This is a genomic window from Butyricicoccus sp. (assembly GCF_050872565.1).
GTDB lineage: Bacteria > Bacillota > Clostridia > Oscillospirales > Butyricicoccaceae > Butyricicoccus_A.
The window spans coordinates 1-15,039 of the sequence record NZ_JBNMHC010000016.1 but is presented as its reverse complement, the minus strand read 5'-3'; the positions used below and the strand labels follow the sequence as shown (position 1 = coordinate 15,039).

Annotated in this window: 14 protein-coding genes; 13 read left to right on the top strand and 1 reads right to left on the bottom strand. The window is 54.2% G+C overall.

The features are described from left to right. The first annotated feature begins 198 nt into the window (after positions 1–198). Positions 199–954, top strand: coding sequence for an exodeoxyribonuclease III (locus ACR0P9_RS01810; RefSeq protein WP_432617141.1), 756 nt, complete (start codon positions 199–201; stop codon positions 952–954). Positions 955–985: 31 nt separating this feature from the next. Here the strand turns inward: ACR0P9_RS01810 and ACR0P9_RS01805 are convergent, their stop codons facing one another. Beyond that, complete coding sequence (locus tag ACR0P9_RS01805) at positions 986–1,957, bottom strand: DUF2971 domain-containing protein (protein WP_432617140.1); 972 nt, start codon at positions 1,955–1,957, stop codon at positions 986–988. A gap of 425 nt (positions 1,958–2,382) precedes the next feature. Here ACR0P9_RS01805 and ACR0P9_RS01800 point away from each other — a divergent pair, with 425 nt between their 5' ends. The 12 genes from ACR0P9_RS01800 to hemL all read left to right on the top strand — a co-directional run. Beyond that, positions 2,383–3,414 carry a 3D domain-containing protein gene (locus ACR0P9_RS01800; RefSeq protein ID WP_432617139.1) on the top strand — a complete coding sequence of 344 codons (1,032 nt, stop codon included), beginning with the start codon at positions 2,383–2,385 and terminating at the stop codon, positions 3,412–3,414. A 180-nt stretch (positions 3,415–3,594) separates the two neighbouring features. Continuing rightward, the gene (gene rsmA / locus ACR0P9_RS01795; RefSeq protein ID WP_432617138.1) at positions 3,595–4,464 is read left to right on the top strand and encodes a 16S rRNA (adenine(1518)-N(6)/adenine(1519)-N(6))-dimethyltransferase RsmA; all 870 of its coding nucleotides are present in this window, start codon (positions 3,595–3,597) and stop codon (positions 4,462–4,464) included. Then, positions 4,461–5,612: a cobalt-precorrin-5B (C(1))-methyltransferase CbiD gene (gene cbiD / locus ACR0P9_RS01790; RefSeq protein ID WP_432617137.1), complete on the top strand. Its 1,152-nt coding sequence runs from the start codon at positions 4,461–4,463 to the stop codon at positions 5,610–5,612. The genes rsmA and cbiD overlap by 4 nt, the downstream gene beginning before the upstream one ends. Further along, positions 5,609–6,364, top strand: coding sequence for a precorrin-4 C(11)-methyltransferase (cobM, locus tag ACR0P9_RS01785; RefSeq protein WP_432617136.1), 756 nt, complete (start codon positions 5,609–5,611; stop codon positions 6,362–6,364). The genes cbiD and cobM overlap by 4 nt, the downstream gene beginning before the upstream one ends. Then, complete coding sequence (locus ACR0P9_RS01780) at positions 6,361–7,377, top strand: cobalt-precorrin 5A hydrolase (protein WP_432617135.1); 1,017 nt, start codon at positions 6,361–6,363, stop codon at positions 7,375–7,377. The genes cobM and ACR0P9_RS01780 overlap by 4 nt, the downstream gene beginning before the upstream one ends. Continuing rightward, positions 7,374–8,609: a glutamyl-tRNA reductase gene (gene hemA, locus ACR0P9_RS01775; protein ID WP_432617134.1), complete on the top strand. Its 1,236-nt coding sequence runs from the start codon at positions 7,374–7,376 to the stop codon at positions 8,607–8,609. Before ACR0P9_RS01780 ends, hemA begins: the two co-directional genes overlap by 4 nt. Next, entirely contained in the window at positions 8,606–9,334 is a 729-nt protein-coding gene (gene cobJ / locus ACR0P9_RS01770; RefSeq protein WP_432617133.1) for a precorrin-3B C(17)-methyltransferase, read from the top strand. Before hemA ends, cobJ begins: the two co-directional genes overlap by 4 nt. Next, positions 9,331–10,503 (top strand): precorrin-6A reductase, encoded by a 1,173-nt coding sequence (gene cobK, locus ACR0P9_RS01765; RefSeq protein ID WP_432617132.1) that lies wholly within the window; start codon positions 9,331–9,333, stop codon positions 10,501–10,503. Before cobJ ends, cobK begins: the two co-directional genes overlap by 4 nt. After that, the gene (gene hemC / locus ACR0P9_RS01760) at positions 10,500–11,390 is read left to right on the top strand and encodes a hydroxymethylbilane synthase (protein WP_432617131.1); all 891 of its coding nucleotides are present in this window, start codon (positions 10,500–10,502) and stop codon (positions 11,388–11,390) included. The genes cobK and hemC overlap by 4 nt, the downstream gene beginning before the upstream one ends. Then, complete coding sequence (cobA, locus tag ACR0P9_RS01755) at positions 11,383–12,882, top strand: uroporphyrinogen-III C-methyltransferase (RefSeq protein WP_432617130.1); 1,500 nt, start codon at positions 11,383–11,385, stop codon at positions 12,880–12,882. The genes hemC and cobA overlap by 8 nt, the downstream gene beginning before the upstream one ends. Next, positions 12,879–13,862, top strand: coding sequence for a porphobilinogen synthase (gene hemB, locus ACR0P9_RS01750; protein ID WP_432617129.1), 984 nt, complete (start codon positions 12,879–12,881; stop codon positions 13,860–13,862). The genes cobA and hemB overlap by 4 nt, the downstream gene beginning before the upstream one ends. Beyond that, the coding region (gene hemL / locus ACR0P9_RS01745) for a glutamate-1-semialdehyde 2,1-aminomutase (RefSeq protein ID WP_432617128.1) at positions 13,862–15,039 on the top strand (1,178 nt) is incomplete at its 3' end. The genes hemB and hemL, both read left to right, overlap by 1 nt.

Here is a 15,039-nt window from a genome sequence, read left to right as displayed (position 1 = left end):
ACCGGCAATCGCACCTGCTTCTATCAGGAACCAATCTGGAAAAAGCCAGAGGAATAAGAAAAAAGGCACGAGACCGCAAGCTGCGGCTTCGTGCCTTTGTTTTTGGAGTACATATGGGTCACCTCGTGAAAAGAATTGTGCTTTATCTTCTTCTATGCTACAATGACAGCAGTCTAAGGCAAGGGAGGAAATCGAACCATGAGATTAGTTTCATGGAATGTAAACGGCCTGAGAGCCTGCTTAGGCAAGGGCTTTCAGGACGTATTTGATACAGTAAATGCTGATATGTTCTGCTTACAGGAGACCAAAATGCAGCCGGGGCAGGCACAAGTTGCCTGTGAGGGCTATGATGAATATTGGTACAGTGCAGAAAAGAAGGGATACAGCGGTACTGCGCTGTTTACCCGCCAAAAGCCGATAGAGGTTGTCTGCGGCATGGGATTGGATACACATGACCACGAAGGACGCATCATTACAGCGGAGTATGAGAACTTTTATCTTGTCACCTGTTATACGCCCAATTCGCAGAGTGAGCTGAAGCGACTGGATTATCGGATGCAGTGGGAAGATGATTTCCGCGATTACGTGAAAGAACTGGATGCGCTCAAGCCGGTGATTATCTGCGGTGACTTGAACGTTGCACACGAAGAAATTGATTTGAAAAATCCGAAAACCAATCGAAAAAATGCGGGCTTCTCCGATGAAGAACGGGCAAAAATGACAGAGCTGCTGGAGTCCGGCTTTACGGACAGCTTCCGGTATCTGTATCCGGAGCGAGAAGGCATATATAGTTGGTGGTCTTATCGTTTCCATGCGAGAGAGAAAAACGCGGGCTGGCGTATTGACTATTTCTTGGTTTCAGACCGCATCAAGGATAAGATTCAAAAGGCAGAGATTTTGACGGATGTACTGGGCAGCGACCATTGTCCTGTGCTGTTAGAGATTGACTTGTAATAGAATACATTATATATATGTAAGAATATAGTTACCGATACGAAACATCGGACAGATAAATATCTCTCATATCAATCGGAATTCGATAGCGTTCCAAAAACAACTTGACGGTTTCTCGGTCGAGCGGACATTTCGGGCCAATCGTCACGCTGCGAATAAAGGATTGACTGGGGGTACCGAAGGACATATCGCGGTATGGCACCAGATTTTTCTCGCGCAAGCGGTAATTGATGGGCAGCATACGGAAGTGATCGAGTTGTTGTTCGGTAATTTGCTGCATGAGCTGTTCATCGAAAGCACCTTCATCGAAGGTTTCGTTTTCATACGGCGGAGCGGGGAGCGGCGGATAGTACACGCAGCGCCATTCCGCTTCTTCGGAAAACGCTTTGGATTTAAAGAACGGCAGAACCGGATACATCATGCGGACCAACTCGGCAGCTGCCATTTCGATGGAGACGCGCAGCGGCAGCCATTGCATGTGGATGCAGAACATGCGCATACAGATGGACTCGATGTTTTTGGTGGAGTACTGAATGTTGTGAAACAACAAGCCGTCCGGCAAGTCGCGGGCACTGCCTTTGAGCCCGAGATACCGCTGGGCGCGGCGGAACGCCGGTGCAAATTCTGTGCCGGAAGAGACGCCGATGCATACGCCGTAGCCGTTGTCGCCGTATCCGCGCCACTGGCTGAGCAAGTCTCGCTCGGAAGAGAAGCAGGCGGCGAGAATCATGGTGTTGTATCGCTGGAATTGCTGCTCCATACCGGCGAGCAGCTCGGCGGCAAGCTCCGGATGTTTGCTGCACGAATAGGCGGGATTGGTCAGGTTATTTTTGATGTGCTCCAAGCACTGCCGGATCGCCCATTTTTTCTCCATGAAGTCGTTGCTCTTTTCGATGTCGGACAGACGCAGCGTGTGGTTGGTGATGATTTGATAAAAGGTATCCACGCTGCAATAGTGATACACGACATCGGGCAGGGTGGAAGTGGTCAGTAGATTCGGCATACAGAATCCTCCCTTCTCAATACAAAAAACTCTCTCTTTTTATTGTACACGCAATCGCAAAAAAAGCCAGTGAACAATTGGTAAAATACAAAAATAAAAGTGAAACTAGGCGAAGAAAATCGAAAATATAAATAAATGCGAGAAATTCAAATGTGCACAATAAAAAGCAAGAATTCAAAAACGATTTTATCTATGTTGCCAAATGAAATATGAATGAATTGTGAACAAATTGTAAAGAGTGGCAAAAAAGTTCGGAAAAACCTTGACTTCCAAGAATATCTGCGCTAGAATGCTCGTAAATTAAGTGCTGTAACCGAAATGTAATCAAAATGCATTTGAGTTGTAATTTTCATCCGCTGACGCAGCACGCGAGGCGGATACCATATACGCGAGATTTACGTACATGGCGAGACGAAAGGAGTCTTATGAGTTTTCTTCATACAGTTAAAACATTTCATCATACGGTAACCCGCGTGCACCTGAAGCGTCGTGCCATTCCGCTGGCGGCTCTGGTTCTGACCACGAGCATGACCTTCCCGGTTATCGCAGTTGGCATGGATACCTACACCGTCACTGACGGTACCAATACCGATACCGTTATTCTGCACGAGAGCGATGCAGAGACCGCCCTGCGTCAGTCTTCTTTTGACGCTGGCGAGTACAACATCACCTCTGTTGTAGAGGACGAGAACGGCTACACCGTTTCTGTCAAGGCAAAGTACGATGTCACCGTAACCGCAGACGGCAAGACCAAGACCATTCACACCGGCGATGCCCGTGTTTCTGATCTGCTGCGTCAGGCTGGCGTAACCGTCGGCGAGAACGACATCGTGGAACCGGCACAGGATACCGAGCTGACCGAGGCAACCGCCATTAAGGTCACCCGCGTCACCACCAAGACCACGACCGAGACCAAGGACATTGCTTACTCGACCGAGACCCGTGAGACCAGCGAGCTGGAAAAGGGCAAGAGCCGCGTAGCACAGGAAGGCGTCAACGGCAAGGAAGAGATTACTCTGGAGTACACCTATCACGACGGCGTACAGGTATCTGTTGTACAGACAGGTTCCCAGGTTCTGGAGCAGCCGGTCAACAAGATCGTTGAGAACGGCACCAAGGAGCCGGTAGTCACCACATCTTCGACTTCCTCCTCTTCTTCCTCCAGCAGCGCATCCAGCGCAGCAGTTAGCTCTTCCCGCACCATCACCATGCAGGCAACGGCATATTCTGGCGGCGGCACCACAGCAAGCGGTATGGCAGCAGCAGTTGGCCGCGTGGCAGTTGATCCGCGCGTCATCCCGCTGGGCACCCGCCTGTATATCGAAGGCTACGGCTATGCAGTAGCAGCAGATACCGGCGGAGCAATCAAGGGCAACCGCATTGACCTGTACATGAACAGCGAGTCCCAGTGCAATAGCTTTGGACGTCGCAGCGTTACCGTACACGTTCTGGGCTAACACCCCAAAAAAGAGACTGAGAGTCCCGACCTGAAATCAGGTCGGGACTTTTTGCATTTCTTCGGCACGATTGACAACCTGAATAAACCCGATTGCAAGCTATTCGCAAACAGTGTATAATACAACTGATTATATTCTGATTATGCATGTTTAGTTTTTGAGAAAGAGATAAGGTGCTTCATGGATCTTTGTAATATTGATACAATACGCGCTGTGCTGGGACGGCATGGCTTTCGTTTTTCTAAGTCGCTGGGACAGAACTTTTTGACCGAGGCGTGGGTTCCGGCGCGCATTGCCGAGAGCTGCGGCGTGGATGAAACCAGCTGTGCGCTGGAAGTCGGCCCAGGTATGGGCTGCCTGACCGAGCAGCTGTCCAAGCGGGCGAGCCAGGTGTGCTCAATTGAGCTGGATCGTGCGCTGTTTCCGGTCTTAGAGGAGACACTGGCGCACTGCAGCAATGTCGAAATTGTACAGGGCGATGTGCTCAAGTGCGATTTGGCAGGCATTTGTCAGGAAAAGTTCGGAGAGAAGCCGGTGTATGCCTGCGCCAATCTGCCGTACTATATCACGACACCGGCTATCACAGCGATGCTGGAATCCAAGGCGTTTTCTGCTATCACCGTCATGGTACAGAAGGAAGTCGCAGAACGCATTTGCGCGTCGGCGGGCAGCTCGGATTACAGCGCATTCTCTATTTATATTGCCTATTATGCGCAGGCAGAGATTTTGTTCGATGTGCCGCGCGATTGCTTTGTGCCGCAGCCGAAAGTAGATTCTGCGGTTGTTCGTCTTGTGCCGCGCAAGCAGCCGCCGGTACAGGTCAGCAATGAAAAGTTATTGTTTACCTTGATTAAGGCGGCATTTGGTCAGCGCAGAAAGACACTGGCCAATGCACTGAATGGCGTGCTGGGTGCTTCTCTGGGCAAGGCAGGTATTGTGCAGCTCATCACGGACTGCGGCTTTGATGCCCGCATTCGAGGCGAAAAGCTGAGCTTAGAAGACTTTGCCAAGCTGACCGAGCTGGCAGAGGCACGGATGAATCAGGCATGAAACAGTATGTCGTAAAAAATCAGAAAAAGCTGGCACTCGGTTATACGACCGGCAGCTGTGCGGCGGGCGCGGCAAAGGCGGCCGCAGAAGCCCTGCTCAGCGGACAGCCGGTGCGGCAGATGCAGCTCATGACACCCAAGGGCATCGCGCTGACGTTGGATATTGAAGACATGACACGTACGCCGGAACAGGTGCGCTGTGCCGTGCGCAAGGATGCCGGAGATGACCCGGATATTACGCATGGCATTTTGATTTACGCCGATGTGCAAAAGACCGCGGTGGGCGTTGTCATAGACGGCGGAGAGGGTGTCGGACGCGTCACAAGACCCGGCTTGGCACAGCCGGTCGGCACAGCGGCGATCAATCCGGGGCCGCGCGAGCAGATTACCCGTGCCGTGCGCGACATTGCACAGAAATACGGCTACACCGGCGGATTTTCCGTTGTCATCTCGATTCCGGAGGGAAAAGAGCTGGGCGCGCGGACGTTTAATCCCAAGCTGGGTATTGTCGGCGGCTTGTCTGTGCTGGGAACAAGCGGTATTGTCGAGCCGATGAGCGAGCAGGCGCTGATTGATACGATTCATATTGACATGAACAGCCGGTATGCGGACGGACAGCGGGAGCTGCTACTGTGTCCCGGCAATTACGGCGAGGACTTTGCTCGCGATACATTGGGATTAGATATTACCCGCGGCGTCAAGTGCTCGAATTTTATCGGGGAAGCGCTGGATTATGCGGTATATCGCGGCTTTTCCAATATTCTGCTCGTCGGACATGCGGGCAAGCTCATCAAATTGGCAGCAGGTGTGTTTCAGACGCATTCTGCGTATGCCGATGCCAGACAGGAAATTTTTGCTTCGCACGCCGCGCTGTGCGGCGCAGGAGTAGAGACCATTCAAAAGCTGATGGCAGCGGTCACAGTAGACGCTTGTCTGGACATTTTGCAGGCTATCCAGTTGGACAAGCCGGTTTTGCAGTCGATTTCACAGAAAATACAATCGCATCTCGTGCACCGTGTCTGCGGCAAGACCGGCAAGCAGATTGGCATCGAATATGTGATTTTTACCAATCAATATGGCATATTAATGCAGTCAGACGGCGCGCAGGCGTGTATCGCGGCGCGAAGAGAGAAGGAGAGACAAGGATGATTCAGTTTGTAGGAGCGGGTCCCGGCGCAGAAGATTTGATTACCGTGCGCGGCGCGAAGCTGCTGGAACAGGCGGATGTCGTGGTGTATGCCGGTTCGCTGGTCAATCCGGCGCATTTGGCGCGGACAAAGGCGGGCTGTCAGATCTATGACAGTGCTTCGATGACGCTGGAGCAAGTCATGGATGTCATGATTCCGGCGGCACAGGCGGGAAAACTGGTGGTGCGCCTGCATACCGGCGATCCGTCGATTTACGGCGCAATTCGGGAACAGATGGATATATTGGACGAACAGGGCATAGAATATGCGGTTTGTCCGGGTGTATCTTCGTTCTGCGGCGCAGCAGCAGCGCTGCACGCGGAGTATACGCTGCCCAATGTCAGCCAGACGGTCATTTTGAGCCGCATGGCGGGCAGAACGCCGGTACCGGAGCGGGAATCTATTCGCAAGCTGGCATCCCATGGCAGCACCATGGTATTGTTTTTGTCATCGGGAATGCTGGGCAAGCTGGCAGAGGAGCTGATTGCGGGCGGCTATGCGCCGGAGACACCGGCGGCAATCGTCTATAAAGCGACATGGCCGGATGAGCGGGTATTTCGCACGACCATTGCAGGGCTGGAGCAGACCGCCAAAGAAAATGGCATTCACAAGACGGCACTCATTACTGTCGGAGGCTTTTTGGGCGATCAGTATGAGCGTTCCAAGCTGTATGACCCGACGTTTGCGCATGGCTGCCGCGAGGCGAGCCAGTGATTGTCCGCATCATTTCCTTTACCGACCGCGGGCGAGCATTGAGCCAGACACTTGCGGCGTCTTTGCCGGACCATTTGGTACAGCAGTACGCAAAAGCAGACGGCTTTTTGCCGTATGCCTCAGTGCGTGCATTTGCTGAAGAAGCCATGACACAGGCAGATCTGCTGGTGTTTATCGGGGCGACGGGAATTGCCGTGCGCGCGATTGCGCCGTTTGTGCGCAGCAAAGACGAAGACCCTGCTGTTCTCGTGATTGATGAGAATGGACGATTTGTCATCTCTCTGTTGTCCGGTCACATCGGCGGTGCAAATGCATGGGCACAGCGATTGGCACAAACCCTGCAAGCGGTTCCGGTCATCACGACGGCAACAGATGGACGCGGCGTATTCGCCGTGGATAGCTGGGGCGTCCAACATGCTTGCAGCGTCAAAGACGTGCGGGAAATCAAGCATATTTCCGGCGCGCTGCTGCGTGGAGAGCAGGTAGGCCTGCACAGTGATTTTCCGATTCGCGGCACACTGCCCGATGGCGTGCAGATACATGCACCGCAAGACAATGGTATTTTGCTTTCGATACGAGAGCCGGAACAGATGCCGTTTGCGCACACCGTTCAGCTCGTGCCGCGCATTGTCCATATCGGTGTGGGATGTAAAAGGCAGACCGACCCGCGCGCTCTGCGGACGTGGGCGAATAGCATCTTGCAAGAGCTTCGCATTGCGCCGCAGGCCATTGCTTCGGTCTCTTCGATTGATTTAAAGAAGGAAGAACCGGCGGTATTGGAGCTGGCGCAGGCATGGCGGGTTCCTGTGCATTTTTTCTGTGCGCAGGAGCTGGAACAGGTGGCAGGAACGTTTCCGCCATCGGCGTTTGTGCGCAAAATCACAGGAACCGATAATGTATGCCAGCGTGCGGCGGCAAAGGCATCGGAAAACGGCCGCTGTCTGCTTGCCAAGACAGCACAGGACGGCATGACGATTTCGATTTATGAAAAAGAGTGGAGGGCGGAATTTTGAGTATCTGCATGGCAGGAATTGACTGGGAAAACGCCAATATGGACAAGCGAGAGGCATTTTCCTTTACCGGCAGTCAGGTAGAGCACCTGTGCCAAACAATTGCACAGTCATCCGGTGCGGAGGGCTGTGTTTTGCTGTCCACTTGTAACCGGACAGAGCTGTACTTGAGCGGCGAAGAGGATTTGCAGCCGGACGCACTGCTGTGTCAGGCGGCACAGGTACAGGGTGCAGAGCAGCTGTTCACGGTGCGCCGCGGACGTGATGCCGAGCGGCATCTCATGCGCGTCTCGTGCGGCCTGTGCTCGCAGATTTTAGGAGAAGATCAGATCGTGTCTCAGGTCAAGCGGGCGTATGCCATCGCGCATGACGCACAGACGACGGATGCGGCACTCAGCCAGCTGTTCCGGCTGGCTGCCACGGCGGGAAAAAAGAGCCGCACGCAGGTACGCCTGTCCGCGGCGCCGCTATCGGTTGCCGGACAGGCAGTCGCGCTCATCGAAGAGAAGCTGGGCAGCCTCAGCGGCACACGTGCTCTGGTCATTGGCAATGGCGAGATGGGACGGCTGGCGTCGTCTCTGCTGGCGGCGAAAGGATGTCAGGTGACCGTGACCCTGCGCTCGTATCGCCACGGACAGACCATCGTACCGGCGGGCTGCCGCACCATTGCGTATGACGAACGCATGTCTCTGATTCCGCAGTGTGATATTTTGCTCAGCGCGACGACCAGCCCGCATTACACGGTGACAAGAGCTGATTTAGAGGACATGGAACAGATTCCCTATGTCGTCTGTGATTTGTCTATGCCGCGCGATATAGATCCCGCGATTCGCCATATGACCGGTGTCTGTACCTTTTTCGATATGGACAGCATGGGCGGACGCGATGCTCATGTCAACACAGAGGATAGACAACAGGTAGAGGACATCATTGAGGAGCAGATGCAGGAATTTGACCGCTGGAAAACCTATCGCCGTGCGCTGCCGCGCATGGAAGAGCTGAGCGTTTTGCTGGCGGAACGCATTGCGGGAGATTATGATTTTTCCGTTTTGACGGAAACGGAGGATGAGGAGACCGCAGAGAAAATGGAAACCGCGGCGCGTCTGGCGGCAGATAAAGCCGTACACTGGCTGCTGACCGGAATGCAGAAGGAGCTGACGGATGCGGCGCTGGATGCCTGTCGAGAGGCTATTTTGCGCAAAGCACCGCAGCTGCGGGATAGGAGCATCATATGAAACTTTATGTAATTGGAATCGGACCGGGCGGCGCAGATCAGATGACCCCGCGCGCCCGTCAGGCGATGGAAAACAGCGATATTATCGCAGGATATACGACATATATTGACCTGGTACGCCCACTCATCGGAGACAAAGAAATCTTGCAGACCCCGATGAAAAAGGAGATTGACCGCTGTAATCTGGCGCGGGATGCCGCTCTGTCCGGCAAGACCGTGTCTATGATTTGTTCCGGTGATGCCGGTGTATACGGCATGGCAGGGCTGATGTATCAGGTGTGTGAGCAGCATCCGGAACTTGACATTGAAGTGATTCCGGGCATCACGGCTGCCTGCGGCGGCGCGGCGGTACTCGGCGCACCGCTCATCCATGATTTTGCAGTTATCAGCCTGAGCGATTTGCTGACACCGTGGGAGACTATTGTCAAGCGATTGGATCTTGCCTCACAGGCGGATTTTTGCATTTGTCTGTACAATCCGTCCAGCCGCAAGCGGGCGGATTACCTGCAAAAAGCCTGCGATATTATGCTTCGGAGCAAGTCGCCGGAGACCCCGTGCGGCACAGTGCGCAACATTGGACGTGATGGCGAACAGGGAGAAATTTATACGTTGGCACAGCTGCGTGACACCAAGGTTGATATGTTTACCACGGTCTTTATCGGCAACAGCCAGACCCGTGTGATTCATGGCAAACTCGTGACGCCGAGAGGATATGAGAACAAATGAGACGGGTGATTTTTTCCGGCACCAGTGAAGGAAAGACGCTGTGCCAGCAGCTGGCACAGGCGGGCTTGCAGGCGGAAGTCTGTGTGGCAACGGAATACGGAAAAGAGGTCATGCCGGAATTGTCTGGCATCACGGTGCATACCGGACGCATGACAACCGAGCAGATGACGGAATTTTTGCACGGCGCAGAGATTGTTATCGATGCGACACATCCATATGCCGTGGAAGTGAGCAAGAATATCCGTGCGGCATGTGCGCAGGTATCGTGCCGATATATTCGTTTGCTGCGTCCCAAGACGCAGGCGGAAGGTACCGTGCATGTGCCGTCTGCCGAGGCGGCAGCACAGTATCTGTCTCAAACCGAAGGCAACGTACTGCTGACGGTCGGCAGCAAAGAGCTGTCCTGTTTTACCGCTGTGCCGGAGTATCAGGAGCGTCTGTGGCCGCGCGTGCTGCCAGCGACCAAATCGCTGGAAATTTGTCAGCAGCTTGGCTTTCCGTCGGCGCATTTGATTTTGATGCAGGGACCGTTTTCTACGGAAATGAATATCGCGCTGATTCACGCCAGCGGCGCCAAGTGGCTGGTCACCAAGGATACCGGCGCGGCGGGCGGTCTGCCGGAAAAGCTGGAAGCGGCAGAGCAGTGCGGCTGCCGCGTGCTGCTCATTGACCGACCGCAGGAGGATGGCATGACGCCGGACGCCGTGCGCGATTTGCTGCTTGGAAAAAAGCCGCCGCGCTTTCCGTTGTTTGTCGATTTGACCGGCAGACGATGTGTGGTTGTGGGCTGCGGCAGGATTGGCGCGCACCGCGCCGAAGTTTTGCTGCGCTATGGTGCTGATGTCGTGATTGTTGCGCCAGAGGGCGAAGCTCCCGCCGGTGCCGTGCACATCAAGCGGGAATTTCAGCCGGATGATATACACGGTGCTTTTTTGGTCACAGCTGCGACGAATCAACACGGACTCAATCATGACATTTATGCGCTGTGCCAGCGGGAACATATTTTTGTCAGCACGGCAGATGACCGCAATGCCTGCTCGTTTTTCTTTCCCGCGGTTCGCACGGGAAATGGGCTGTCTGTCGGCTTGGTGTCTGACGGCAGCGACCACAAAAAGACCGCGCGCACGGCGAAAAAAATAGAAGCAATACTCAAGGAGGAACAGGAATGAGCCGAATCATTCGCGTGGGCAGCCGAGAATCCAAACTCGCTGTCATTCAAAGTGAATTGGTTATCCAAGCCATTCGCGCCTGTGATCCCTCGATTCAGATAGAATTGGTCACAATGAAGACCACAGGAGATAAAATTTTAGACCGAACACTGGACAAGGTGGGTGGAAAAGGACTGTTTGTCAAGGAACTGGATCGCGCCCTGTTGGCGGGAGAGGTTGATCTCACGGTACATTCCATGAAAGATCTTCCGGCACAGCTGCATCCGGATCTGCCGCTGGCGGCGGTATCCAGCCGCGAGACACCGTATGACGTCTTGGTGCTGCCGGAGGGCTGCACGGAATGGGATCAGACCAAGCCGGTCGGCTGCGCTTCCGCGCGGCGCACGGTGCAGATACAGGCACTGTATCCGCATATCACCGTCAAGCCGGTGCGCGGCAATATTCAGACGCGTCTGCGCAAGCTGGACAGCGGCGAATATGGCGCGCTGATTCTCGCACAGGCAGGATTGCATCGCTTGGGATTGGATGACCGCATTTACCGCGTGTTTACACCGGAAGAACTGATTCCTTCGGCGTGTCAGGGTGTGCTCGCTGTGCAGACGAGAAAAGACTTTGACACAGCCTGTCTAGCAGGCTTTCATGATACAGATGCTTGGGACTGTGCTCTGGCAGAACGCGCGTTTATTCGTGCGCTGGACGGCGGATGCTCATCTCCGGTTGCGGCGTTTGCCCAGCTTCTTGATGCGGATACCATGCGCTTGACGGGACTGTATGTATCGGAAGATCGGACGTATTCCCAGCGAAAAACTATTACCTGTCCGAGAACACAGGCGGAAGTATGTGCCGCACAGTTGGCGCAAGAGATGAAAGGAAAGGCGTATGGGTAAGGTAACACTGGTCGGCGCGGGACCGGGAGATCCGGGTCTGCTCACCGTCAAAGGCAGACAGGCGATTTTGGACGCAGAAGTCGTGGTCTATGACCGGCTGGTCGGGCCGGAGATTCTCGCGCTGATGCCGGATTCTGCCGAACAGATTGATGTCGGCAAAAAGAGCCATTGTCATCCGGTGCCGCAATGGCGCATCAATGAGATTTTGCTGGAAAAAGCACAGGAAGGCAAACGGGTCGTGCGCCTCAAGGGCGGAGACTGCTTTGTATTTGGACGCGGCGGCGAAGAGCTGGAGCTGCTCCAGCAGCACAATATTCCGTTTGAAGTGGTGCCGGGCGTGACCAGTGCGCTGTCTGTCCCGGCATATGCGGGCATTCCGGTCACACATCGGGATTTTACTTCCTCGGTGCATATTATCACCGGCCACGCCAAGCAGGACGGTGAGCTGCAGTTGGATTTTGAGGCTCTGGTTCGGCATAAGGGAACGCTGGTGTTCTTGATGAGTGTCAGCAGCACGCCAATGATTTTGGCGGGACTCATGCAGGCGGGTATGTCGCAAGATATGCCTGCGGCGATGATTGAGCGCGGTACACTGCCCAACCAGCGAAAGCTGGTGGCGACTGTCGGCACGCTGGCGCAGCGGATGCAGGAGGAGCATATCATTAGTCCGGCCATTTTGGTTGTCGGTGCAGTTTGTGCACTGTCCGATTCGTTTGATTGGTTCAGTCATACGCCGCTGCACGGCGTTACGGTTGTCGTGACGCGGCCGAAAAATCGGGCAGGTACTCTGACCGAGAAGCTGCGCAAGCTCGGCGCACAGGTGATTTCCTATCCGTGTATTGAGACCAAGATCATTTGGCCAAATATGCCGGTTGTCGAAGCTCTCGCGTCTATTGACCAATACAGCTGGCTGGTGCTCACCAGTCCAACCGGTGTGGAAACGCTGGTACAGTTACTGGATGCGGCGGATATGGATATGCGCAATCTGGCGCATATGAAGCTCGCTGTCATCGGCTCTGCCACCGCCAAAGCACTCAAAGCGCATGGACTGCGGGCAGACTATATTCCGGCGATTTACGATTCGGTGCATCTTGCAGAGGGACTTGTCCGTCTGGTCGGTGAGGGAGACCGCGTTTTGCTGCTGCGCGCGGCACAAGGCTCTCCGGAACTGCCGGTACAGCTGGGAGAGGCGTGTATTCCATTTGACGATGTGCCGATTTATGAGACTTTGTATCACAACGAAAACAGCGATGCTATGGCACAGCAGCTGGCTGCTGGTGACATTCAGTATGTCACCTTTACCAGTGCATCGACGGTGCAGGGCTTTACAGCCAGTCTGCCGGAGGGCACGGATTTTTCCGGATTCCGCGCCCTGTGCATCGGTAAGATGACGGAACAGGCGGCAAAATCCGCCGGTATGCAAACCATTACAGCAAAGAGCGCAACCATCGACGCCATGCTGTCTCGACTTTTGGAGGAACAACAACTATGAATTTAATCAATCGTCCGCGCAGACTGCGCACCAGCCCAACGCTTCGCTCAATGATGCGAGAGACCCGCATGTCTCCGTCCAGCCTGATTTATCCGATTTTTGCGATTGAGGGCGAAAACATCAAAAATCCGATTGAATCTCTGCCGGGTCAGTTCCAGTGGTCTCCGGATCGCATCTGCGAGGCCATTGAGGAATGTATCGAAGCCGGTGTGGAAAAGGTCATTTTGTTCGGCCTTCCGGCACATAAGGATGAAATCGGTTCCGGCGCTTGGGCAGAAGATGGCATTGTCCAGCAGGCAATCCGTGCCATCAAGGCAAAGTATCCGGATTTTTATGTGATTACCGATGTCTGCATGTGTGAATACACTTCGCATGGTCACTGCGGCATTCTGTGCGATCATTATGTGGACAACGATAAGACGCTGGAATGCTTGGCAAAGATTGCGCTGTCTCATGCACAGGCTGGTGCGGATATGGTTGCACCGTCTGACATGATGGATGGCCGTGTCGCTGCCATTCGCAAGATTCTTGATGACAACGGCTTTATCAATATCCCGATCATGGCGTACTCGGCGAAGTATGCTTCGGCATTTTATGGCCCGTTCCGCGATGCCGCAGGCTCTGCGCCGTCGTTTGGTGACAGAAAATCGTATCAGATGGATCCGCACAACAGCCGCGAAGCTATGCTGGAATGCCAGCTGGATATTCAGGAGGGGGCAGACATCATTATGGTCAAGCCTGCGCTCAGCTATCTGGATGTCATTGTCAAGGCAAAGGAACGCTTTGATGTGCCGCTTGCCGCTTATTCTGTCAGCGGCGAATACGCCATGATTAAGGCGGCAGCGGCGGCAAATTTCGTAGATGAGTACCGCATTATGTGTGAGTCTGCCCTGAGCATTTACCGTGCCGGTGCGGAAATTTTGATTACCTACTATGCCAAGGAATTGGCGCAGGCAATGAAGAAGGGAGATATTGGCTGATGGATACCTCAGAAAAGCTGTTTGAACAGGCACAAAAGGTGATGCCGGGCGGCGTCAACAGTCCGGTGCGCGCGTATCGCGCCGTTGGCATGACACCGCGCTTTATTCAGTCCGCAAAGGGCGCATATATCACAGATGTGGATGGCGTAGAATATATTGATTACGTTGGCTCTTGGGGCCCGATGATTTTGGGACATGCCAACTCGCAGGTGCTTCGCGCAGTAGAGCAGACCATGAAGAACGGTTTGAGCTTTGGCGCGCCGACCGAGCGCGAGACGGATTTGGCGAATCTGGTTGTCTCGATGGTGCCGAATATTGAAATGGTTCGCATGGTGAATTCCGGCACAGAAGCGGTCATGAGTGCGGTTCGTGTTGCCCGCGGTGCAACCGGAAAAGATAAAATCATCAAGTTCGAGGGCTGCTATCACGGCCATTCGGACGCCATGCTCGTCAAGGCTGGCTCCGGTGCACTTACCGGCGGCAGACCGGACTCTGCCGGTGTTCCGGCGGCAGTGGCAGGGGACACGCTGACGGCGACATACAATGATTTGGACAGCGTAGAGCGTCTGCTCCAAGCCAACAAGGAACAAGTAGCGGCAGTCATTGTAGAGCCGGTAGCTGCCAATATGGGCGTTGTACCGCCCGCAGAGGGCTTTTTGCAGGGCTTGCGGGCACTGTGTGACGAATATCATGCCCTGCTGATTTTTGATGAAGTCATCACCGGCTTCCGTCTGGCGCGCGGCGGCGCACAGGAGTACTTTGGCGTCAAGGCAGATCTTGTGACCTTTGGCAAGATTATCGGCGGCGGTATGCCGGTCGGTGCCTTTGCGGGCAGCCGCGAGCTGATGGAACAGGTTGCGCCGACCGGACCGATCTATCAGGCGGGTACCCTGTCCGGCAATCCGGTGGCAATGGCAGCGGGCATTACGCAGCTGACTTATCTCAATGAGCATCCGGAAGTCTATACGAAGATTGAAAAAAATACGGCTTGGCTGGCCAATCAGCTGCGCAAGCTGGAAGAAACGTATCATGCGGGAACCACGGTCAATCAGATTGGCTCGCTGCTCAGCGTGTTCTTTACGGAACAGCCGGTGACCAATTTCGCCGGTGCAAAATCCAGCGATGTGTCGCGATATGCGGAGTATTTCCGCCATATGCTGGCACAGAAGATTTATTT

Bases quoted from the DNA above. Each gene is read 5' to 3' on its own strand.
- ACR0P9_RS01810 (WP_432617141.1), top strand. From the start codon at position 199: ATGAGATTAGTTTCATGGAATGTAAACGGCCTGAGAGCCTGCTTAGGC.
- ACR0P9_RS01805 (WP_432617140.1), bottom strand. From the start codon at position 1,957: ATGCCGAATCTACTGACCACTTCCACCCTGCCCGATGTCGTGTATCAC.
- ACR0P9_RS01800 (WP_432617139.1), top strand. From the start codon at position 2,383: ATGAGTTTTCTTCATACAGTTAAAACATTTCATCATACGGTAACCCGC.
- rsmA (WP_432617138.1), top strand. From the start codon at position 3,595: ATGGATCTTTGTAATATTGATACAATACGCGCTGTGCTGGGACGGCAT.
- cbiD (WP_432617137.1), top strand. From the start codon at position 4,461: ATGAAACAGTATGTCGTAAAAAATCAGAAAAAGCTGGCACTCGGTTAT.
- cobM (WP_432617136.1), top strand. From the start codon at position 5,609: ATGATTCAGTTTGTAGGAGCGGGTCCCGGCGCAGAAGATTTGATTACC.
- cobJ (WP_432617133.1), top strand. From the start codon at position 8,606: ATGAAACTTTATGTAATTGGAATCGGACCGGGCGGCGCAGATCAGATG.
- cobK (WP_432617132.1), top strand. From the start codon at position 9,331: ATGAGACGGGTGATTTTTTCCGGCACCAGTGAAGGAAAGACGCTGTGC.
- hemC (WP_432617131.1), top strand. From the start codon at position 10,500: ATGAGCCGAATCATTCGCGTGGGCAGCCGAGAATCCAAACTCGCTGTC.
- cobA (WP_432617130.1), top strand. From the start codon at position 11,383: ATGGGTAAGGTAACACTGGTCGGCGCGGGACCGGGAGATCCGGGTCTG.
- hemB (WP_432617129.1), top strand. From the start codon at position 12,879: ATGAATTTAATCAATCGTCCGCGCAGACTGCGCACCAGCCCAACGCTT.